General features: G+C 41.0%; 15 protein-coding genes. 7 read left to right on the forward strand and 8 right to left on the reverse strand.

What is annotated here, in order from left to right:
- Positions 1–45: 45 nt before the first annotated feature.
- From ligA to smc, 3 genes are all read right to left on the reverse strand, one after another.
- Positions 46–2,052 (reverse strand): NAD-dependent DNA ligase LigA, encoded by a 2,007-nt coding sequence (ligA, locus tag SJ2017_RS13290; RefSeq protein ID WP_080916067.1) that lies wholly within the window; start codon positions 2,050–2,052, stop codon positions 46–48.
- Between the two features lie 79 nt (positions 2,053–2,131).
- Entirely contained in the window at positions 2,132–3,217 is a 1,086-nt protein-coding gene (gene zipA / locus SJ2017_RS13295) for a cell division protein ZipA (protein ID WP_080916068.1), read from the reverse strand.
- Between the two features lie 20 nt (positions 3,218–3,237).
- A complete protein-coding gene (smc, locus tag SJ2017_RS13300; protein ID WP_080916069.1) occupies positions 3,238–6,723 on the reverse strand; it encodes a chromosome segregation protein SMC in 3,486 nt (1,161 codons plus the stop codon).
- 188 nt (positions 6,724–6,911) lie between these two features.
- Between smc and cysZ the strand changes: the two genes are divergently transcribed.
- A complete protein-coding gene (gene cysZ, locus SJ2017_RS13305; RefSeq protein ID WP_080916070.1) occupies positions 6,912–7,676 on the forward strand; it encodes a sulfate transporter CysZ in 765 nt (254 codons plus the stop codon).
- A gap of 294 nt (positions 7,677–7,970) precedes the next feature.
- Entirely contained in the window at positions 7,971–10,325 is a 2,355-nt protein-coding gene (locus SJ2017_RS13310; protein WP_065110617.1) for a carbohydrate binding family 9 domain-containing protein, read from the forward strand.
- A 77-nt stretch (positions 10,326–10,402) separates the two neighbouring features.
- Here the strand turns inward: SJ2017_RS13310 and SJ2017_RS13315 are convergent, their stop codons facing one another.
- Positions 10,403–11,635, reverse strand: a complete 1,233-nt coding sequence (locus SJ2017_RS13315; protein ID WP_080916071.1) for a response regulator — start codon at positions 11,633–11,635, stop codon at positions 10,403–10,405.
- A gap of 19 nt (positions 11,636–11,654) precedes the next feature.
- Positions 11,655–12,776, reverse strand: a complete 1,122-nt coding sequence (locus SJ2017_RS13320) for a beta-ketoacyl-ACP synthase III (protein ID WP_080916072.1) — start codon at positions 12,774–12,776, stop codon at positions 11,655–11,657.
- 370 nt (positions 12,777–13,146) lie between these two features.
- Here SJ2017_RS13320 and cysK point away from each other — a divergent pair, with 370 nt between their 5' ends.
- From cysK to SJ2017_RS13335, 3 genes are all read left to right on the forward strand, one after another.
- Positions 13,147–14,112: a cysteine synthase A gene (cysK, locus tag SJ2017_RS13325; protein ID WP_055024706.1), complete on the forward strand. Its 966-nt coding sequence runs from the start codon at positions 13,147–13,149 to the stop codon at positions 14,110–14,112.
- Between the two features lie 320 nt (positions 14,113–14,432).
- A complete protein-coding gene (locus SJ2017_RS13330; RefSeq protein WP_080916073.1) occupies positions 14,433–15,506 on the forward strand; it encodes a methyltransferase in 1,074 nt (357 codons plus the stop codon).
- A 596-nt stretch (positions 15,507–16,102) separates the two neighbouring features.
- Positions 16,103–18,781 carry a TonB-dependent receptor gene (locus SJ2017_RS13335; protein WP_055024708.1) on the forward strand — a complete coding sequence of 893 codons (2,679 nt, stop codon included), beginning with the start codon at positions 16,103–16,105 and terminating at the stop codon, positions 18,779–18,781.
- An 80-nt stretch (positions 18,782–18,861) separates the two neighbouring features.
- On the opposite strand, the gene yfcC is transcribed toward SJ2017_RS13335, so the two are convergent.
- A complete protein-coding gene (gene yfcC, locus SJ2017_RS13340; RefSeq protein ID WP_218919254.1) occupies positions 18,862–20,340 on the reverse strand; it encodes a putative basic amino acid antiporter YfcC in 1,479 nt (492 codons plus the stop codon).
- A gap of 307 nt (positions 20,341–20,647) precedes the next feature.
- Complete coding sequence (locus SJ2017_RS13345; protein WP_065110603.1) at positions 20,648–21,076, reverse strand: MarR family winged helix-turn-helix transcriptional regulator; 429 nt, start codon at positions 21,074–21,076, stop codon at positions 20,648–20,650.
- A 101-nt stretch (positions 21,077–21,177) separates the two neighbouring features.
- Here SJ2017_RS13345 and SJ2017_RS13350 point away from each other — a divergent pair, with 101 nt between their 5' ends.
- Both SJ2017_RS13350 and SJ2017_RS13355 read left to right on the forward strand, forming a co-directional pair.
- Entirely contained in the window at positions 21,178–21,693 is a 516-nt protein-coding gene (locus tag SJ2017_RS13350; protein WP_080916075.1) for a DUF2798 domain-containing protein, read from the forward strand.
- Between the two features lie 89 nt (positions 21,694–21,782).
- The gene (locus SJ2017_RS13355) at positions 21,783–22,109 is read left to right on the forward strand and encodes a DUF3861 domain-containing protein (RefSeq protein ID WP_080916076.1); all 327 of its coding nucleotides are present in this window, start codon (positions 21,783–21,785) and stop codon (positions 22,107–22,109) included.
- A 201-nt stretch (positions 22,110–22,310) separates the two neighbouring features.
- Here SJ2017_RS13355 and focA read toward each other — a convergent pair whose 3' ends face one another.
- Positions 22,311–23,312: a formate transporter FocA gene (gene focA / locus SJ2017_RS13360; RefSeq protein WP_080916077.1), complete on the reverse strand. Its 1,002-nt coding sequence runs from the start codon at positions 23,310–23,312 to the stop codon at positions 22,311–22,313.
- Positions 23,313–23,818: the final 506 nt, after the last annotated feature.

The raw sequence follows: 23,818 nt of genomic DNA on the forward strand, positions 1-23,818 counted from the left end.
CCCAAGTGATACATTCTTATCTGCAAACTGATTTGTGTGTATGTGTTATGCCTTTAATAAAGCTAATAGCTCGTCTTCATTAATCACTTTAACGCCTAAATCCTGCGCTTTAGCCAGTTTAGAACCAGCGGCCTCACCTGCCACTAAGCAGTCAGTATTTTTTGATACACTACCCGCAACTTTCGCTCCCAAGGCTTGTAATTGAGCTTTAGCATCATTTCGATTTAGCTGAGTTAAGGTGCCTGTTAACACCCACGTTTGGCCTTTAAGACTTAATTCAGCCTCATCAACAGCTTCAATCGCAGGCCAATTCACACCTGCTTCAATTAACTTATCAATGACTTCAAGGTTATGAGGTTGAGCAAAAAAGTGCGCAATATGCTTTGCCACAATTGTCCCGACATCATCCACTTCAATTAAGGCATCAATATCTGCCGCTTTAATTGCATCCAGCGTTTTATAGTGACTTGCTAAGTTAGCGGCTGTTGCCTCGCCCACTTCACGGATCCCCAAAGCATAGATGAAACGCGCTAACGTCGTGGTCTTCGCATCATCTATCGCAGCAATTAACTTTGTCGCTGACTTCATTGCCATACGTTCAAGCATGGTCACCATTGATGCAGTTAAGGTAAACAGTTCAGCAGGGCTTTGTACAAGTTCCTTGTCAATCAGCTGCTCAACGACTTTATCGCCCATACCATCAATATTTAACGCTTTTCGTGAAGCAAAATGCTTAATCGCTTCTTTACGTTGAGCCTCACAAAACAAACCACCGCTGCATCGAGCAACCGCTTCGCCCTCAAGACGTTCCACTAAACTTTGACATACGGGACACTCTGACGGGAAAGTAATCTCAGTCGCATTATCAGGGCGTTTTTCTGGCACAATGGCCACGATTTGCGGAATCACATCACCCGCGCGGCGAATAATTACGGTATCACCAACTTTGACGCCTAAACGCGCGATTTCATCGGCATTGTGTAACGTGGCATTTGATACAGTAACGCCGCCCACGAAGACAGGTTTTAAACGTGCAACTGGCGTTACCGCGCCTGTACGACCGACTTGAAAATCCACATCTTCTAGTAAGGTCATTTCTTCTTGAGCTGGAAACTTATACGCGATAGCCCAGCGCGGCGCACGCGCAACAAAACCAAGCACTTGCTGTTTGGCAATATCGTTAACTTTTATGACGACGCCATCAATTTCGTAAGATAACTCACTTCTGCGAGCCATAATATCGGCATAATAAGCGAACACTTCTGGTAAAGACTCGCAGACTTTCACTTCTTGGCTTAACGGTAGCCCCCATTCTTTAAGCTGGTTTAGTTGCCCAAAATGGGTATCAGCTAGAGGAGTCACTTCACCTTCGACTACCCCTAATGCATAGGCATAGAAGCCTAGTGCACGTGTTGCAGTAATTTTACTATCTAGCTGTCTTAAACTACCTGCGGCCGCATTACGTGGATTAACAAAGACCTTTTCGCCTTTACTCAATTGACGTTCATTTAACGCATCAAAAGCCGCTTTTGGCATGATGACTTCACCACGTACCTCTAATAGCTCTGGAAAGTGTTCTCCACGTAATTTGAGTGGCACTGACTTAATAGTTTTAACATTATCGGTAATGTCTTCGCCTACCGCTCCGTCACCACGTGTTGCCGCCCGTTCTAATATACCGTTACGGTATAAAATACTGACAGCTAGACCATCTAATTTAGGCTCACAACAATAATGAACCGTATCAACTTTATCGCTAATACGTTTATTAAATGCCTCAAAATCAGCTTGTTCAAAAGCATTATCAAGGCTCAACATCGGCTTTAAATGGGTAATTTGATCAAATTTGGCCAGAGGAGCGCCGCCTACACGTTGTGTCGGAGAGTCCGCACTCATTAGTTCAGGGTTAGCTGTTTCAAGTGCGATTAAACGTTGCATTAAACGGTCATACTCAGCATCTGGAATACTAGGAGCATCGTCAACGTAATAACGAATATTATGGCTATGCAGTTCACTGCTAATTTGCTGAATTTCTGTTTTAATGTCTTGCATAAAAATTACTCATCTAAAGACAAATAAGGCCGCAAGTGCGGCCTCATTCTATTATCATTTAATATTAAATTGTCGCCGCTTACGCTACAACTCTGATACGGCCTAAATACTCTTGTTTGGTGCTATCCGTCCAAGGTTGACGTTGGCCATCTAAGACTTCTGCACCTAAATCATCAGCCAACTGCTGAGCAGAATTAAGCATGATTGAGAAGTTCATTAATGGATCGCCGTGACAAGGCAGAGTCATAAACAACACCACACCTTGGGTGACAAATTGCTCCATGTTATCTGGGTCAAATACGCCCGGTTTAAGCATGTTTGCCATCGAGAATAGTACTTTGCCGTTGCCAGCATTATCTAAGTGACGGTGGAAAATATCCATGTCGCCAAATTTGAAGTTTAATGACAGCAAGCTTGGTAATAGCTCAGCACCATGCATTTGCTCACCTTCACGAGCAACCACATGAAGCACTAATACATCTTGAGGCTCACCTAACGGCTCTTCTGGTTCTGCTGTGTCTATCACAGCATCTTGCGAAGTCGTCTCTTGCAATGTCGGTTTAACTGTCTCATTTACTGCCGCTTGAGCGACACTCGCGTCTTGCTTACTCTCTGCAGGCTCAACGTCAGCGGTCGTCATGGTTTCAACTTGGTTCGATTGTGGTTGAGAATAAGAGTCTTCTGCAAACAACGCTTGCTGAGTTGGCACATGCTCTTCAACTGCTGGTTGAATTTCTGCAATAGTTTCTTGAACTGGCTCACTTACTTTCAGTACAGGTTCTTTACGCTCAGGATGATAACTTGGCGCTTGAGTATTAACCGCAGATTGATTTTGTAAACCAATGCCTTTTTTAGATCCCACTTCATTGATTTCAACATCATTATTGTCGGGTTGATGGCCTGAAGGTGTAGGGATTGGGCTTGGTTCTACTTTAGCGCCTTCACTTGTATCACTGTCCACTTTAACTCGACGAACTTCGCCAATACCGTCAGCATCAAACCCTTGAGAATCTCGCTGCTGAGCTTGGTCTTTATAAAAACCCGTCATTGGGTTGTCTTTTAGGCTTTTTGGTTGTTGTTTACGAATAGACCAAAAACCATGAACCAGTACTGCAATTATCGCTATTGCACCCAGTACAAACAAAACCAGTTGAAAATCTTCCATTGGTAACCCTGTAATCCTGTTTAATCCGCGTCGGCTAGTGCCACCGCTTCATCGATATCTACTGCGACTATACGTGAAACTCCCGGTTCATGCATAGTGACACCTATTAATTGATCAGCCATTTCCATGGTTATTTTATTATGACTGATATAAACAAACTGCACACTCTGTGACATCTCTTTGAGTAAACGACAAAATCGCTCAACATTGGCGTCATCAAGTGGTGCATCGACTTCATCGAGCATACAAAATGGTGCAGGATTAAGTCTAAATATGGCAAATACTAATGATAAAGCGGTTAACGCTTTTTCTCCACCACTAAGAAGGTGAATCGTACTATTCTTCTTACCTGGAGGTTGCGCCATAATGGTCACTCCAGTTTCAAGTAAGTCGTCGTCGGTCAATGCTAAATATGCTTTACCACCACCAAAAACTTTAGGAAACAACCTCGATAAGTCCGCATTTACCGCATCAAATGTCACTTTAAAACGACTACGTGTTTCTTTATCAATTTTTCTTATTGCTTCTTCAAGACTGGCTAAGCCTTTGTTTAAATCATTATCTTGATTATCTAAGTAAGCTTTTCGCTCGCTTTGCTGCTCAAACTCTTCAATAGCGGCTAAGTTAATTGCCCCTAAGTGACTTATTCGCGCCCTGACTTTATCTAAACTCTTTTGCCAAGCGCCAACTTTAGCCCCTTCAGGTATCTCTTTGAGTACCGCCTGAATAGTAATTTGTTGCTCTTCGAGTAATTGGTATTGACCGTTAGCTTGACCTTTTAAACCTTCACGCCGTAACTTTAACCCGCTGAGCGATTGAGTCAAGTTTTGAAGTGCACCAAGCTGTTGTTTTTGAATCAATACCGCACTATCGACACGTGTTTGCAACTCAGCTTGTTGCGTCCTGTTGGAATTTAACAATTGTTGCTTTGTTTGTTGGCTATCTAATTGCTGCGATAGTTGATTTTGTAACTGGGCTAACTGCTGATCGCCCAAGGTTTCATTTGTTTGTTTTTGCAGCAATCGCAACTGTTCCGTTTTTTCAGCAAGTCCTTGGCAAACTTGCTGTTGCTTGCTTAATTGCGCAGAAGTCACCGCTGATTGAGTTTGTAACGCCTGTGACTTTTGTTGTAACTGATTAACTTCACGTTCCTGCTGGCTACGTTTCGATTTGCATTCACGCAATTGATGATTCGCTGTCTGCCAGTCTTGATTTGCTTGTTGCTGATGCGTCAACTGCTGTTGGTGCTGACCGGTTAACTGTTCAACTTCACTGGATAGCTGTGCGACAGTTAACTGCCCTTGCTCTATTTGTTGCTGACAATTGACGACTTGCTGATCTAAATTGCTTTTGCGTCGCTGTGTTTCTTTTTGCTGTTTTTGTAAGCTGAGACTCTGTGCCTCAAATTTACTGCAATTAAGCTGCAACTGATGGCACTTAGCTTGAGACGCTGCCATTTGTCCGTGAACATCCGCCACTTGCTGAGTAAGCTCGCTCACTGCAATTTGTTCAGCGAGCAGCGTTTGCTGCAGTTCAGTTATTTCTGCGTCGAGTTGCACAGCTTCATTTTTAAGTGCAAGCTCAGATTGCTGACCTTCTGATTTACTAATCACAAAACCTTGACCGACGAGATAGCCATCTTTGGTAGCAATAATGGTGTTACGAGACATTCTATTCTCACGAGATACAGAATTGCCACGAGATAAAGAGTTGTCACCAAACTCAGTATTAGCATTTGGGTGTTCGAGTATTAACTTTGCCTCGGTAATGGAATCAACCCAAACCACCTGTTCAAGCCAAGGTGCAAGATTCACCGGCGCTTGAATTTGCGCCTGACTCCAACCTTCATCGCAGCTGACAAACCCTCGTTCATCCCAATTATCAAGCGTGTTGACTTCTATCTGTAAAATGCCCTGCAAAAGCAAGTCTACGGCTTGCTCCCAACCTGGACTGACATTAATCACCTGCCATAAGGCTTGTTGATGCTCAGGCTGATTGTTACTCAACCATTGGTCAATCAACTCATGGCGAGCAGTCAGCGAGGTTAAATGTTGCTTATTTTGCTGATACTGTTCAGATACTTGCTGCAGTGATTGTTGCTTATCTTCTAGCTGTTCAGTTAACTGATGTTTGATGTCATCTTCTAGTGCTAACTCTTGGGTTAGTGATGTAATCTGTTCATCTAACGCCGCTAGCTCTGCATGATTATTTTCATCAGTGTTGTGTTGTTGCTCAGCTTTTAACGTAATTAGCTGTTGCTGCAACACAGATAAACTTTGCTGCTGATGCTGCAATTTGTTTTGAGTTAACGCCGCTTCCATTTTGGCATTCGACACCGTATCAGACAGAATACTCAGGTGCTGTTGCAGCCCTGCAGCTTTTTCATCCACTTCTTGTAGTTGTTCATCAATGATAGCTAATTCTTCATTTGCATTACTAAGCTGTGGCGTTAAAGACTCAATTTCTGACGTCAGTTGCTGTTCTTGTACTGATAATGTTTGCAACTCATTGCTGGCTTCTTGATGTTGTTTCGTCACATCAGCTAATTGCTGTTCAAGCTGGGAGTCTTGTTGCTGTTGATGCTTCAATTGCTGCTCAAGCTTGGCAATTTCTGTCCCCGCTTGATAATACTGCTCAACGAGCTTTTGTTCACTATCTGATAAGTCAGTGAGTTGGGCCTTTAGCTGAGTTAGCGTAAGTTCGGTGGTTTCACCTTGGGCTTTTTCTGCCGCAATAGATAACTCAAGCTGATTAATTTCAGTCGCAATATTATCACTTTGGCTTTGCAGTTCTTGATATCGCATCACCAGCAATTGAGCATGAAAGTCACGCTCCTGCTGCTTAAGTTCACGATATTGCTTGGCCGCTTGAGCCTGTTGGTCAAGTTTTTCTAACTGAGTGCCAAGCTCTAACCGAATATCGCTCAGCCGTTCAAGATTTTCACGGGTATGGCGGATCCGATTTTCAGTTTCACGGCGACGCTCTTTGTAACGAGATATTCCCGCCGCTTCTTCAATAAATACTCTAAGCTCTTGGGGTTTTGATTCAATAAGCCGTGAAATGGTGCCTTGTTCAATAATGGCGTAACTGCGGGGACCAAGACCTGTACCCATAAATAAGTCAGTAATATCTTTACGGCGACACTTTTGACCATTAAGGAAATAATTAGAGTCGCCATCACGGCTCACCTGACGTTTAACAGTGATCTCTTGATAACTGGCATATTGACCAGCAAGTCGGCCATCTATATTTTCAAAACTCAGCTCAATACTGGCCACTGATACAGGTTTACGGGCGCTTGAACCGTTAAATATAACGTCCATCATCGAGTCGCCACGTAAATGCTTGGCGCTACTTTCACCCAGCACCCAACGTACAGCATCAATCACATTAGATTTACCACAGCCGTTTGGACCAATAATGGCAGTCAATGGTTGATTAAAAGGAATTTTGGTTGCGTCAACGAACGACTTAAAGCCAGCAAGTTTTATTTGTTTTAATCGCATGTTGCTTAAGTCGTCGTTCCGTTAGGATAAGTAAGTGATATAAAAGTATGAATCAGATATACAGCTAACTTTACCAATCGCGCTGCATTTTGTAACGATTTTTATGACTTAAACACACTTTAAGGCTTGTTTTCCGAGCAATGCGTCACCACAATCAGTAATAAGTAGTTTTTTCAAGGATGTAATGAATGGCAATCAAACCCGTTAAAAGTGGTGTAAATTATTTTATTGATGGCTTTAAGCTGATAAAACAGCCAGGGCTACGTACTTTTGTGTTTATTCCCTTAATGGTCAACTTAGTCTTATTTTCAACAGCAATTTATTTTGCTGTCGGCAAACTAGATGAACTATTTGGTTGGATGAACAGCCAAATACCTGAATACCTGACTTGGCTTAACTTTTTCTTGTGGCCGCTCGCAATCGTTAGCTTATTAGTGGTGATGTCATTTGTATTTAGCTCTGTGATGAACTGGATTGCAGCCCCTTTCAATGGACTGCTTGCCGAAAAAGTTGAAATGCATCTAACGGGTAAACCACTCAATTCTGGGACCACAGTTGATCTTATAAAAGACTTACCGCGGATCCTAGGACGAGAGTGGATTAAGCTTAAATACTATCTACCAAGAGCATTACTTTTTTTAGTGCTATTTATTGTACCTGTTGTTGGTCAAACTGCAGCGCCTATCCTTTGGTTCTTGTTTAGTGCTTGGATGATGGCGGTTCAATATTGTGATTTTCCTTTTGATAATCACAAAGTCCCTTTTAATGATATGAAATTTGCTTTAGCTCAAACTAAAGGCACCAGCTACAGTTTTGGCGCAGCGGTGACTTTATTTTCAATGATACCTATCGTTAACTTTATCGTGATGCCTGTGGCAATTTGTGGTGCAACAGCCATGTGGGTCGATAAATACCGTGAAGCGTATAAACATCCAGAAATCGCTCCCGAATAACCTATTCGCCCCCTATCCTAATAAAAATGCCCAAGCTTGCTTAGGGCATTTTTAATTACAGGACTAATATATACAGGTCTAAAGTCTAAGCTTGATTAATCCCCCCCCTTAATCAAACGAATCTGTACGAAACAAACAACGCTAAAACTTGCCTAATCTAGCAACGCGACAAGGACCACACCCAAGTAAAACAACCTGGTTACAATTTGAAACCATTTAAACACAAATAATTAACGATCTTATCGATGGATTTTGCGACAATTGCTCAAACTCATCATAATTCTTACGTATATTGTGAATAAAACTGTTTATTTTCATACTCTTTTATCAGGCTTCTTTGCCACATCCCTCAGTTTAAGTGCCCCAGTAAATGCTGGCGATCCTCAGCAATTCAATGTCACGATTCCGACATTAACTCAACACGCTGAGATAGATGGTGAATTCAATGAGCCACAGTGGCAACAAGCCGCCAATATTCAACTTAAATACGAAACCTCTCCGGGTGAGAACATTGCCGCATTAGTAACAACAGATGCCAAAATATTCGCAACTGAAACCAGCCTATTTGTTGCCTTTACAGCCCATGACAATAACCCTTCCCAAATTCGCGCTAATTTGCGTGATCGTGATAATTCGTGGGGTGATGATCAAGTCGGCATTAAGTTAGATACATTTAATAATGCCCGTCTGGCTTATCAATTTTTCGTCAACCCTTATGGCGTTCAAAATGACTCTATTGAAAATGAGCTCACTGGCCAAGAAAGCGATGCATGGGATGGGATTTGGTATAGCGCGGGTAAATTAACCGAGCAAGGCTACCAAGTAGAAATCGAACTGCCTCTAAGATTATTTAACTTTGATGATAAGAAAGACATTCAAACTTGGGGGATAGAACTAGTCAGATTTTACCCTCGCAATGAAACTCACCGTTTATCAACCAACAAAATTGATAGAAACGTATCATGTCAACTATGTCAATTAGGCACTGCAACAGGATTAGCTGGCGCGCAGCAAGGCCAAGATATTCAAATTACCCCATCTATTGTTGCAGCGAGAAATAGCCAACGAGAATTGAATCCAAATCAGCCATGGCAAGATGAAGATGATATTGAGGTTGGATTAGATTTACGTTGGGGTATTACCCCGACAACCTTGCTTAATGCCACAATTAATCCTGATTTTTCTCAAGTCGAGGCAGATTCAGGTCAACTCGATGTGAATAATAATTTCGCATTGTTTTACCCTGAAAAACGGGCATTTTTTTTAGATAACAAAGACTATTTCGATACTCAATTAAGCCTATTACACACTCGAAATATTAGTTCGCCAGATTATGGACTTAAATTAACGAGTAAAACTGACGACCATACCATTGCTGTATTAGCGGCAAACGATGAACAAACCCAGTTTCTAGTACCAGGAAACTTAAGCTCAGACGTCGCCACCATAGATGAAGAAAGCTATAACCTTGCAGCACGATATCGCTTTGATCCAAGCAGTGAGCTTTCTTTTGGTGGCTTGGTTACCGCAAAACAATCAGATAACTACCATAACTATGTCGCCAGTGTTGACACCAAATGGCAACCGACAAAACAAGATACATTTACTGCACAATATGTCTTTTCTGATACCGAATATCCTGAAGATTTCTTTCAGCAGTTTTGTAACGGCGATGACTGCTCAACTCCCCCACAAGGCTGTGAAATCGGCAATTGTGATTATAACGAACGAGTACTGCGAACCAAAAAGCAAGGTAACTTTTCTGACAGCATGTATCGCATCAGTTATGACCATGAACGCCGAAATTGGCGTGCATTTTCACGTTATGAGTCCACTGGCGAAGATTTTCGAGCAGACTTAGGTTTTATTGAACGCATTGACGCCAGTAAGTTTGTTGCAGGTGGCAATTACTATTGGTACCCAACGGACAACTTCTTTAGCAAGATCCAGTTTGGTGGTGATTGGGATATTACTCATAATCAAAATAATGAAAAAATTGAACAAGAAGCCGAACTATCAGTGAGCTTTGAAGGTGGCTGGCAAAGTTATATTGCTACAGGTATTGTCCACAAAGATCGTGTTGGTCGTCGTCTTGATAGTTCTTCACTTGCTATTGATGGCAATACAAGCATGTATACCATCGACCTAATGTGGTTTTACACTAACTTTGTGCCATTCGACTCGTTAAAAATCGAGTTCGATAGCAACTATGGTGACGATATTGATTACGCCAATGATCGCCCTGCGACAGTGACGATGTTTAACCCTGCGTTTGAATGGAAAATTACCGATTCAATTATTTTAGATATAGACCATAAATACCAAGCGCTTGATGTGGATGAAGGTCGATTATTTACCGCTAATCTAACTGATTTACGCTTAAATTGGCAAATAACCTTAAACAGTTTCTTACGTTTATCGAGTGTTTATACTGATATTGAGCGCGACCCAGACTTATATCAATATCAATCACCCAATGAACAATATCAAAATTTAGGCAACGAGATTTTATACGGCTATAAACTCAATCCTCAGTCGGTATTCTATTTAGGCTACTCTGATGGATTAATTTCTACCGATGACATTGACTCATTAACTCAAAAAGATAAAACCTACTTTATGAAAGTCAGTTACGCTTGGTTGCTCTAGTCAAACCTTAGGTTAATGAATCAAAAAGGACTGCCGAAGCAGTCCTTTTTTATAACCATATAAACAATAAAGCGAGCTTATAACACCACTTTATTTCGTCCAGCTTCTTTTGCTTCATACAAACACAAATCAGCACGATGTAATAAAGTATCTAAGTTAGTATCGGTCGACTCCGCTTTAGCAATACCGCAACTAAAGCTAATCGTTAGCTCACCCGCATCTGTGATAAAAGGCTGAGAATTAACTTGCTGTCTAAACTTATCCATCACTGTGAATGCACGGTCACCATCAAGTCCTTTAAAAGCCACGACAAACTCTTCACCGCCAAACCTTGCAACAGTAAAGTGTTGTCCGAAAGCATTTTTAAGTCGTTTAGCAAACTCAAACAACACTTGATCGCCCACATCATGTCCGTGAGTGTCATTAACCTTTTTAAAAAAGTCGATATCAATTAAACCCAATGCAAATTGACCAGCATCAGAGACATCTTTTTCATGTTGGGTAAAAAAGTAACGTCGAGTATAAGCTTTAGTTAAATAATCTCGGTTAGCTTGTTCCCATAAACTGCGGATCATGTCTAATGAGTCAAGGGTATTTAACACACGGCAATGAAACTCTTCGTGGACAAACGGCTTTTGCAAAAAGTCATTAGCGCCATTCTTGATGAAACGTGCAGACAGACTTTCATCCGTATCATTTGAAAGACCAATAATGGCTAAATCTTCACGGCTAAACTTTTCGCGTACTTTTAGAATTAACTCGAAGCCATCAACATTAGGCATGTTGTAATCAGTGATCAGCAATTGAATATCAGGAGTTTCATTTAATACCGTTATTGCCTCTGCGCCGTCACAGGCTTCTAGCACAGTAAAAAGTTGCTGCTCAAGTAAAACCTTAACGAACTTACGACTCACTACTGAGTCGTCTGCCACCAACACTTTGACATGTTGATTTTGATCCAACCTCGCCACAAGCTTAACCACGTACTCATAACTGAATCGATTTTCTTTTAACACGTAGTCAGCAATACCCAATTTAAGCAATTTTTTACGCTGACGAGCATCAAGGTTTGAAGATAAAACAATACAAGGAGTTTGGTAAGACATCAGCACCAGCTGGGCAATTTCGCCATCTGGTGCATCTGGTAGGTTCAATTCGGCAACCACAACAAAATAGGAATGTTGTTCTGGTAAGGCATTCGCTGATGAAACATCTGCCGCAATATCAACTTCACAATGCAGCTCTTGCATTAACAAATGCCGAAGTACTTTAGATACAGCTTCGTTATCTTCAACAATCAATATACGCAATTAATTCACCTATTTATTATTAGGTCTTTTCTAAAATGATGCTCCCAATAGAATAGCCAGCACCAAATGAACAAAGCAGCCCTAAATCACCAGTCGTAAAATCTTGATTATATTTATGAAATGCAATAATCGACCCGGCTGAAGCAGTATTAGCATATTCATCCAACACCACTGGGGCTTTCAATTTTGTAACATTATCACCGAGAAGTTTACGAACTACAAACATATTCATATTAATATTTGCTTGGTGGAGCCATAACCTCTTAAATTCATTGGCTTGGATCTGCTCTTCTGCCAGCTGTTTATCTAAATGTTGGTAGATCATTGGCAATAATTCTTTGAATACTTTTCGACCTTGCTGATGGAATAATTTATCAGGTTTTTCAGCATTGTTCGGATCGCAGCGGTTAATATGGCCAAAATTACTGCGGATATTATTAGAAAAGTCGGTAAAACATTGGCTAGAAAGTACATTAAATGCATGTTCAGATTGAGCAAGCGATGCACGCTCAACCACAACAGCTGTTGCCACGTCGCCAAAAATGAAGTGGCTGTCTCTATCTCGATAATTCACTTGCGGTGAGCAAATCTCAGGATTAATGACTAATACTCTTGATGCAGTACCTGATTGGACTGCATTTACAGCATTAACAATCGCAAAGGTCGCTGATGAACACGCCACCAGCATGTCATAGGCAAAACCTTTAGTGCCCATTGCTTGTTGAATTTCAATCGCAATAGCAGGATAAGAACGTTGCGTGTAAGCACATGCTACAATCACCGGGTCAATATCTTCTGCATTAAGCTGAGCTTGCTCTAATGCTTGTTGAGCGGCTTTAATGCCAATTTCAGCCTGCATTGAAAGCGCATCTGATGGTTTATCGGCAATTAATGGCATCATCACTTTAGGATCTAAAATCCCATCTTTGACCATCACATACCGGCTTTTAATCCCTGATGCTTTTTCAATAAACTCAGCTGAAGAATGCGATAAAGCGGCAAGCCCACCAGATTCAATTTCGGTACTGTGCTGCGCATTAAATTCGTCTACATAGGTATTAAAACTTAACACTAACTCTTCGTTACTTACGCTAAATGGCGGTGTGTAAAGGCCGCTACCTGAAATAACCACTTTGTTCATATTAGATCTGCCGTATCAATTTGGTGAAAACAACAATTCATCTCGGTGTTGAACCTTGAGCTGAAGCTTACCTGCTGAACAAGTAATGACTTTATTCATAACACCCAATAAGAAAGGATAAATTGCGCTTTTGTAATATCAGTCTATTACTATCTTTAGTAATCACTAAGCACAAAATGCTGATTTAGCGATGGTCAGACCATCGAGCTCATTGAAGCGTGCTTAACTAAGACATTGTTATATAAGCAGATGCTTTATTATTATAATTGAGTTAACTTTAATAACTAAAAGGAATAACGAATAACAAAGTATCACTGTTAAAGCCTCTTAAACCGATTATCATTAGACAATGCCAACATAGGAGCAAACCATGAGCAACATTTACGAAGACAATTCATATACGCTAGGTAATACCCCACTAGTGCGCCTTAATCGAGTAAGCAATGGTAAAGTGTTAGCCAAAGTTGAAGCACGTAATCCAAGTTTCAGTGTTAAGTGCCGTATTGGTGCGAACATGATTTGGGATGCTGAGAAAAAAGGCACCCTAACAAAAGAAGTAGAATTAGTAGAGCCAACTTCTGGTAACACAGGTATTGCACTTGCATATGTTGCAGCTGCTCGTGGTTACAAACTTACCCTTACTATGCCAAACACAATGAGTCTTGAGCGTCGTAAGTTGCTTAAAGCACTTGGTGCTAACCTTGTGTTAACTGAAGGCGCTAAAGGTATGAAAGGTGCGATTGATAAAGCCGAAGAAATTCGTCAATCAGATCCTGCTAAGTACTTAATTCTTGGTCAATTCAGTAACCCAGCTAACCCTGAGATCCACGAGAAAACAACGGGTCCAGAGATCTGGAACGATACTGACGGTGACGTTGCAGCATTTGTAGCAGGTGTTGGTACTGGTGGTACTATTACAGGTGTAAGTCGTTACCTTAAAGCACAGAACAAAGATATTGTTTCTGTTGCAGTAGAGCCTGTTGACTCTCCTGTTATTGCACAAGCAAAAGCAGGCCAACCACTTCAACCTGGACCACATAAAATCCAAGGTATTGGCGCAGGTTTTATCCCTGGTAACCTAGATTTAGAGATGGTTGATTTAGTAGAAGCCGTCAGCAACGAAGATGCTATTGCTATGGCTCGTCGCCTAATGGAAGAAGAAGGTATCTTAGTGGGTATTTCTTCAGGTGCTGCAGTTGTAGCTGCAAACCGCATTGCTGAAAAGCCAGAATTTGCAGGTAAGAACATTGTTGTAATCCTACCATCAGCTGCAGAACGTTACCTGTCATCTGCACTATTTGCAGGCGCATTTGGTGACAGCGAAAACGTACAATAATAAACAATCAAAGATTGTTTTAATAAAAGCCCAGCAATTGCTGGGCTTTTTAATATCTATAACATTTCACAATCATCACTTAACCTGTTTCAAAAACGACGAACGCTGTTCATTACAATAATTTGTCCGTCGCATTCTTAGTACACCGACATTAAAGAACACTTCTGATTGTCGCTATCAACTCCTATACTAAACATTGATAACCAAGATTGATTCGCTGTCGTATCGATATTTTTTATAACTGTAGAGCTAGATCAAAATTTGCTTTTGTTGTGTCTGATACTATCGCCGAAATTTTCTAATCATCCCAACATCCCTATATGTCTTTTTACCAATCTCCTAAATCTATATCCGCTTATGACGCTAAGTTTGAAGCCCAAAAAATTGCCTTCGCTCCTGTTAGTTTCCAAGTGGCCCGTTGTTTAAGCCAGTTTGGCTTACTTGCACAAATCGATAAAGCTGGAGAAGCGGGTATCAGCCTTACAGAATTAACTAACAACAATGACCTTTCTGAATACGCCATTCACGTGTTACTGGATATGGGATTAAGCATGGGGATATTTTGGTGTAAAGATGAGTTATATCGATTAGATAAAACAGGATATTTCTTACTGCATGACGATATGGCATCCAAGAACCTGAACTTTATCCATGATGTTTGTTATCAAGGTTTATTTGAGCTAGAAGCATCGCTTAAACAAGGAAACGCAGCGGGATTAAAACACTTAGGAGACTGGGACACCATTTACCCAGGATTAAGCCAACTGCCAGAACAGACAAAACGTAGTTGGTTTGAATTTGACCATTATTATTCAGACCACGCATTTGACAGTTTACTGCCAATGATTTTCAAATCTCAGCCACAACATATAGTCGATGTCGGTGGCAACACAGGTAAATGGGCATTCGCTTGTACTGGCTATGATGCCAACGTCAACGTCACCATCATGGATCTACCAGGGCAACTAGCCGTAGCGATGGAAAACGCACGCAACAATATGGTCGATGGTAGAGTGTTTCCATTTGAAACAGACCTATTAGACCCAAGCAAACCATTTTTTGAAGGCGGTGATTTATACTGGATGAGTCAGTTCTTGGACTGTTTTTCAAAGCAGCAAATTATCACCATTTTAAAACGCACAGTTGCCGCAATGAAACCTAACAGTGAACTGTGTATTTTAGAAACTTACTGGGACAGGCAACCTTACGAGGCAGGAGCATATTGCGTAAACGCCACATCACTTTATTTTACCGCAATAGCGAATGGCTATAGCCGCATGTATCACAGTAAAGATATGTTAAAGATGATCAGTGAAGCTGGTCTTTACGTTGATGAAGACATCGACAATATTGGCTTAGGGCACACCTTATTACGTTGTAAGGTAAAACCATAGGCTAAACTCCACATTGTTTACACTTATCAAACTGTAACACCATTGAGTAATTACGTTAAAATCTCTCCATATTGGCAAACGCTTGAATTAAATTTAACATTTACATTCAAGCGATATTGCCTACAAATCCAGTAAACACCTGCCATACAGCGCTTGTTAAATAGTGATTAACCTCACAAAATCAATTTCGCAACATTAAATTTAACGCCTTTTCACTAATACATTTTGCAACATCTTCAAACGTCACCACTTTCGTTGAAGCTAATTATGCGTGACATTTCTTTACCGTAGCTACACAAAAAATCCACATTTGCGTTCAAAAAACAACCCGAGCGAGCATTATCCATTCAGTTACACCCTCTTATCGTTCGTAACAAGATGTGACATCAAACACTCATGTTAATTTCAGAAACAAAAACAAGACATAATCACAACAAAAATAACAACTTACCCCTGTAACAGCCATGTTGCCAATGTTATTTAAGTATGATTTTATCCACCTTCCGCAAAGACCTGTTAACCCCATTTACAAGTCAACAAAGAGATTTACTAATTAAAAACGCGGCTTTGATAAAATCAATATAGGAAGAGATGAGATGCAGCTTAATTCAAAAGTAGCCAATGCAATTCGCATAGCATTGGTTGGCGGAGCATTCACCGCAGCGATAAGTTCTCCAGTAGTGCTAGCTGCTGAAGAAGGTGCAGATGTAGAACGCATTCAAATTACTGGTTCACGTATTAAACGTACCGACTTAGAAACAGCGACACCTGTCACTGTTCTTAGTGCAGACGATATGGCAAAGCAAGGCTTTACCACTATCCAAGATGCACTGCAAAACTTAACGTCGACCACAGGAGCCATGACAACTCAAGAAGTCCATGGTTTCACTCCTGCAGCATCTTCAATCAGTTTACGTAACGCAGGTGCAAGCCGTACATTAACGCTTATTGATGGTAAGCGCTTAAATCAGTACCCAAAACCAGCAGGCGGAACGGATAACTTCGTAGATACAGCTAATTTACCAATGGAAGCAGTTGAAAGAATTGAGGTTCTTCAATCTGGTGGTTCTGCAGTTTACGGTGCAGATGCTGTTGGCGGTGTGATTAACATTATCTTGAAAAAAGATTTTGACGGTGCAGCCCTTAAATATCGTCATGGCGATACTATGGAAGGCGGCGGAATGAATGATCGTATCGCGCTTTCATTAGGTTCTTCAAACGAGAAAGGCAACGTATCAACCTTCATTGAGTTCAGTAGCAATGAAGCATTACAAGCTACAGATCGTGAAAACTTCGGTTTACACACAGATAAAGTGCCACACAGTGACTACTCACAATACAGCTCTTATGGTGCGCGTATTGCCGGTACAGGCACAGGGGCTCGTTCACTGTCGCCTCAAGAATGTACTGATGGCGGCTTCTTCTGGGATGATGCACGCAGCATTTGTGGTTTTGACCGTTCAGAATGGCGTGACTTAGAGCCAGAAAGCTATCGCTTTATCAGTACAACCAACTTTAACTATGAACTATCTGACGATATCACTTTCTTAGGTCGTCTTGATTTTGCTAACGCTAAATCAACCACCAACTTTGAACCAATGGCAATTGATGATTACGATATCAATGTTTCAGGTGATGACTTAACCGTGAGCTACGGCGATTTGATGAGCAAGACATTCAGCAAATCAACCGGGCTTGGTGGTGACTTCGCTAATGCTACTGATGGCGATTACTACTATGTTCGACGTCTACACGAATTTGATAACCGTAGTGGCGAAACGAACACCAATAACTACTTTTTCTCAGCAGGTCTTCAAGGCGTTTTAGCTGATGAGTACGACTGGGATATGTCTGTAAACTACGGCCGTACCAACGTCGATGTTTACCGCAGCGGTTTTGCAACTGTTGGTGGCATGTTCGATTACATCACTGCAGGTGAAAACGGTAATTCATTACTTGAAAATATGTCTGACGAAGATGTTGAAGCAGCGTCTTACTCTCCATTTGAGCGTGCTCAGTCAACTCAAAAGAACGTTCAAGCAAACATCACTGGTATGGCGTTTGAAATGCCTGATGGCGATGCCATGTTTGCATTTGGTGCTGAATACACAGAACAAGACTATGAAACAGAATCTGATTCTGAAACCCAAAATGGTTCAGTGCTAACAACAGGTGGTTCATCTGGTGCTGGCGAACGTGATTTCTGGGCAACTTATGCAGAATTAAGTGTCCCATTAATGGACGAATTAACAATCGCTGCGGCGCTTCGTTACGATCACTACAGCGACTTTGGTGGCAATTTATCACCACAAGTAACCGTAGAATACCGCCCTGTTGACGAGTTATTGGTTCGTGGTTCTTGGAGTAGCGTATTCCGTGCCCCTGATATGCACCGTGTATACGGCGATGCGACAAACGGCTTCACTACAGTTATCGACTTTAAACAGTGTCAAGCAATGGGCGGACAGCCTGGTGTTACTAACCCAGATCCAACCATCAATGAAATTTGTAATGAGCTTCACATTGACACCACAACTGGTGCAAACAAAGATCTAGAAGCAGAAACAGGCTACACAGCTAACATCGGTGCAGTTTGGGGTGGCGATAGCTTAGAAGCATCGATTGACTTATGGGAATGGAAACTTGACGACATGGTAAGCGATATTAGCGCTTCGACTGCCGCTCAAGAATACGACACCTATGAAGATATGATCACTCGTGATGCAAGTGGCACAATCACTCACATCAACACTGTGGCTCAAAACTTAGCGTATCAAAAAGTGCGTGGTATTGATTTAACAGCTGGTTACAGCTGGGACTTCAATGATATGGGTGAATTACGAGTTAACTTTAATGGTACTTACATTTTGTTATCTGAAGGTCAGTTAAACCCAACTTCAGATGTTGATGACGACATTGAAGACGGCGGATTACCTCAGTACCGTGCCAACATGATCTTCACTTACTTCATTAATGACTTTGAAACCACGCTAGGTGCTTACCATACAGCACGTATGCACGGTGTGTCTTACAGCTCATTCATTGATGATGACGAGTTCAGCGAAGAAGATTTAGAAGTCGCATCACAGACTAAATGGAATCTAACATCGGCTTATAACTTCACAGATAACATGAAGTTAACGGCTGGTATCGTCAACCTATTTGACGTAGGTCCTAACTTTGACCCAACTAACACATCATGGCCTCACTACCCTCGTAGCGTCTACAACGCTCGCGGACGTGAATGGTTTGTTGAAGGTGAAGTTAAGTTCTAGCGTTAATGTAATACAACTTTAAGTGTCTCCCGACTCTAACGGCATCAAAAGTATCTGATGCCGTTTTTTTATGGCTTTGATTAACTAAACCCAAAGTAATGAGCAGCAACAACCGTCATACTAGATAGTACAAATAAGCCCACCATAAAGCGCCAAATAAACTTAAACCAATTGCCCCAATCAACACGACATACCCCTAACGTCGCCATTAAAGAAGCAGACGTTGGTACCAATACATTGGTAAAGCCATCACCTAATTGAAACGCTAACACCGCAACTTGACGGGTCACTCCGACAAGATCAGCAAGAGGCGCCATTAAGGGCATAGTTAACGCTGCTTGACCAGAGCCTGAAGTCACAAAGAAATTAAACACCGACTGAAACAACAACATAAACCAAGCTGAAAGTGCTGTAGGTAATTGGCCAATGACATTCCCTGCACTGTGCAAAATAGTGTTCAGAACACTCGGTTCAGCAGCGCCAGCACCGCCGAGTAATAACAAGATGCCAGAAGCACAACCTACCAATACTGCAGGCTCAAGCATCGTGCCTGCACCGTGCTTAAAACTCACTGCAACCTTATTCATATTTAAACCATTTAGGTTAAATACAACCCCAATCACCCCCACGATAATTCCCATCGTAAAGAACTGGCTAGCAATTTCTGGAATAAACCAAGCATGTGCAATCACGCCCCATATCACCCAGGCAATTGTGCCTACTATAGTCAGTAGCACTAAAATATCACCAAGATTAAAACGACTGTCTTTGACATGACCTTGCTGGTTATCACGGAAAAATTGATCCGACTCGTAACTAAAAGATGCTGTTGGCGTTTGTTGAATTTTACTGGCATAACGCATAGTAAAAGCAATACCAATTAGCGTGAAACCAAGCCACATTATGGCACGAACACCTGCACCAGAAAGTACAGGCACCCCAGCAATGCCTTGTGCAATTGCCACACTAAATGGGTTCATCCAAGAGCTGGCAAAACCAATTTGAGTTGCAACATAAGTCACCATCACAGTACAGATGGAGTCGTAACCTAATCGAATCATTAACGGGCAAATAATAATCGCAAATGCAATTGCCTCCTCGCCCATTCCAAATACTGCGCCGCCCAATGAAAACAAACTGAATATCACCGGAATAAAGAGTTTTTCATTGCCTTGAGTTTTATCAATTAACCGCAAAATACCGTTATCTATGGTGCCCGTTGCCATCACGACACCAAAGGAGCCTCCAATGACGAGCATGAACATAATCACCCCGATGGCGCTGCCCCATTTAGAGCCAGACACCATACCTTCAAAGGCAAAATTAAAAAAACCAACCTCGCCATGACCTTCAAACAACGAGATAGGCTCAACTTTAGGCTCGCCAGCATCATCTAAAGCATATTGAAACGAATTAGGGTCGATTACCGTGCGTGTTTTTTCTGCTCCGTCGATAACATAATGAGCATCTAGAGTAGAAAAAGAACCGATAGGGATAATATAGGTCAGCAACGCAGCAGCAAGAGCAACAAAAAAGATAATCACCAAGGTATCTGGCATCTGCTTTGTGGTGTTACCCGTCAAATTGGTGGACTGTGCTTGAGGCGAATTGCCTTGGGATGAGTCGGAAGTTACTGGTTCTTGATGTGGCGAATTCATTTACAGTCCATTTTTAAGTTATTGTTATATGGATTAATGCCAACACATTAGGCATTTTTACGACACTGGCATACTACAATAGCTAATAAAAAATTCCCATATGCTTTGAAATCGCACCGAAAATAAACCGTAATTGAGTTATTGAACCACAGCATTAGCTGTCGAGTGACAGTCTGATTTTCAGTGAGATTTAAGCAGCGATTCAAATTCACTTTGTATTTAAATTAACCACCATTTTTTGCGCAACAGTTTGAAAAAGAGTTAATTCATCATCAGCTAGCCCTTGCGTCATTTGTTGATATATCTGTTTATCAATCTGATTAATCTTACCCATGATAAGCTGACTTTCTTCGGTTAAACGCAAACATTGACTGCGCTTATCTTCTGGGTTCGGCTCTTTCACAATCAAGCCCTGAGTGATTAACGTGTTCAGTAACCTTGTTACCTGGGCTTTATCTCGATTTAAGAAGTTAGCAATGTCTATCGCTGTACACGGTGATTTTTTATTAATTATTTTAAGCACTCTGACATGCATTGGCGCCACATCTATATCAAGTTGTTCAATATTATCATGCAGTTGCCTTTTCAATACATGTACTAATTGAAACAAACCTTCTAAGGATTTTCGATCTTGCATAATTCACCTCCACCAAAAACTAGTTGACATTATCAACCAAAAAAGAATATAGTTGACATTATCAACCAAATTAAGCCGAATCACAAGACAGGAGGATAACAATGAATCCACAAGCCGTAATGACCTCTTCGCAAATTGAACAAGTTAATGAGCCTAAAGTGAGTCAACAAAAAGCCTCGATTATCGTAAAAATACTCACAGTTATGGGAATGATGTCACTCATGGGCGGCACATTAACAGGCTTCATGACTTATATAAATCTTGGCTTGAGTGACACCTTTTTTGCAGACTGGTTTTCTGCTTTTGCTTTAGCTGCGGTCACTATCATGCCAATCGGTTTTACATTAATGGTGGTACTGACCAAACTCACCGAGAAATACCTGCCTCATACAAGTGAAAAAGTACGCAATGTATTAATCGGTCTCACGATGGCCTGTCTTATGGAATCGGGCATTGCCTTATCAACTGTCATTAACAATATCGGAATCAATGATATGCCTATCCTGCTTTCTACATGGGCGCAAACCGTGCTGGCAGCCATACCCGTTGCTCTTGTCATGATGATAACCGTCTCATTAACGATAAAGCCTAAAGTCGAAGCCATTCTTAAAAGCTAACCTTGATTTTAGCCTGGTTATTCAAAACATCATCAGTCATTTTTTATCGTGATAAATCCAGTATCACACTACATATAAAGGTATTAATTATGAATACGATTTTACGCAAAGGTCATCAGTACCGTATTACGATTGAAGAAATCAATCTAGCTGATAACCAAACCGGTCAAACGTTAGATTTTGAATTTCAAGATAGAGAAGATGTACTGAATGTCGTTGAAAAACTGCAAAAAGGCAGCGGCCTTGAGCCTCAAGAAGCCACTAAAGTGGCATTGGGATTAAGATTATTGGGCCCGATAATGATGCAAAACCGCAAGCATCAACTATTCGCCGAGTTTATGCCACATTTTAAAAACTTTATGCATCATCTAAAAAGCACTGTTAAACAGGCAGTAAAGCAGCAAGCGATTAATTAATGTGCCATAAGTTTGTAAGAGGATTGATGGTAGATCGCCTAATTATAAATTGTCTAAATGTAAATCACTTAGCTGTAAATAGCGTTGTAACTGGCGATGCTAACATCGATCACTCTTAGCTGATTTAAATTGGTTTTGAATGAATCAATACAAAAAGCCCAGCATTTGCTGGGCTTTTTAAAGAGGGTAATTTGATAACGTTTATCTTAGCGAATCTTTTTGTTCCGCTTTAGTCACTAAGGACCCATGACTCGCACCCTGCGAACCAATAGTTAACTGCCCTTGTTGTACTAACCAAAAACCAAGTCCAATAAAGACCCCACCACCAACAATATTACCTAATGTCACAGGGATAAGGTTATTAAACACAAAGCTTAATAAAGTTAAGTCAGCATATTGTTCTGGGTTGATATTAAGCGCAACATAAAAACTTTCAGGAGCAAAAGCATGAATCGCAACCCCTAATGGCACCATAAACATATTCGCAATGCTATGTTCAAAACCACTACTGACAAACATTGCAACTGGCAGCATCATTAATAATGATTTGGTCAGTAAATCTTTTGTCGCAAAAGTCATCCAAACCGCTAGACATACAAGCATGTTACATAAAATGCCTAAAGTAAAAGCTTGTACCCAAGTATGGTGTATTTTATGTTGGGCAATATTAAGTGCATTTAGCCCCCACTGCCCGCCATTTAACTCGAACATGCGTGACATCATAATCAGAAGCACCATCAATAAGGCGCCAACTAAGTTGCCTGCATAAACTCTCGCCCAGCATTGCAATTGGGTCGATGTTTTCACTTGTTTTTGTGCCCAAGGGATTGAGGTTAATACCGTACTGGTGAACAACTCAGCTCCACACACCACTACTAAAATTAACCCTAAGCTAAAAGCCAAACCGCCAATAAAACGAGTCATTCCCCAATCACTGGTGCTTCCCGTCGTCACCGTGACATAAAATACAAAAGCAATGGCAATAAAAGCACCAGCAAAAATCGATAAAGTAAAAGATTGCCAAGGGCTTTTGGCTATTTTGGCTAAGCCAAATGATTCAGCTTGCTGATAGGTCGAATTTGATGGCGCTGGGGAGGTATTCACTGTTTTCGGCGGGCAATTAACCTGCTCATGCGATGTTGGGGTTATCTCATCGGCAATTTCAGCGTCTTGCTGTTGATCTTGCCCAGTTAATTTTTGCATAAAAACCTCAAATCGCTTTTTAAAAATAAACAACACTTACCATGCACATTTTAGGCGTATCAATATCATGCAACGAGTGTTGTGATAACCATTATTGAAACCAAAAATAAACATGCATCACTCTTATCAAGACTCACAAAAGTAAATTGGTAAGACCAAGATTACCAGTATCAAAACTCAATCACTTTTGACAAATTTACAATTAAACATCGCTAATAAACTATCAGCTTATCTAAAAAATGCTATATATCAGTATAGCAAATCATCATCACAACAAGAAAGCATGACAAAGTGTACATTTGGAGTGTCGCAAGGGTAGTCACTCTTGGCTAAATAGAAAACTGTTTGCTCAAAAAGTGTTACCCAGCTAACATTTTTGTCGATATCTTACTCAATTTTGATTTAATTAAGTGATGTTGCATAGAAGCTATGATAATATTCATCAGGTAAATTGGTCTTACCAATTTATGATTTAACAAATTTTCGCTGACATTGTAAAAATATTA

The organism is Shewanella japonica, from assembly GCF_002075795.1.
GTDB lineage: Bacteria > Pseudomonadota > Gammaproteobacteria > Enterobacterales > Shewanellaceae > Shewanella > Shewanella japonica.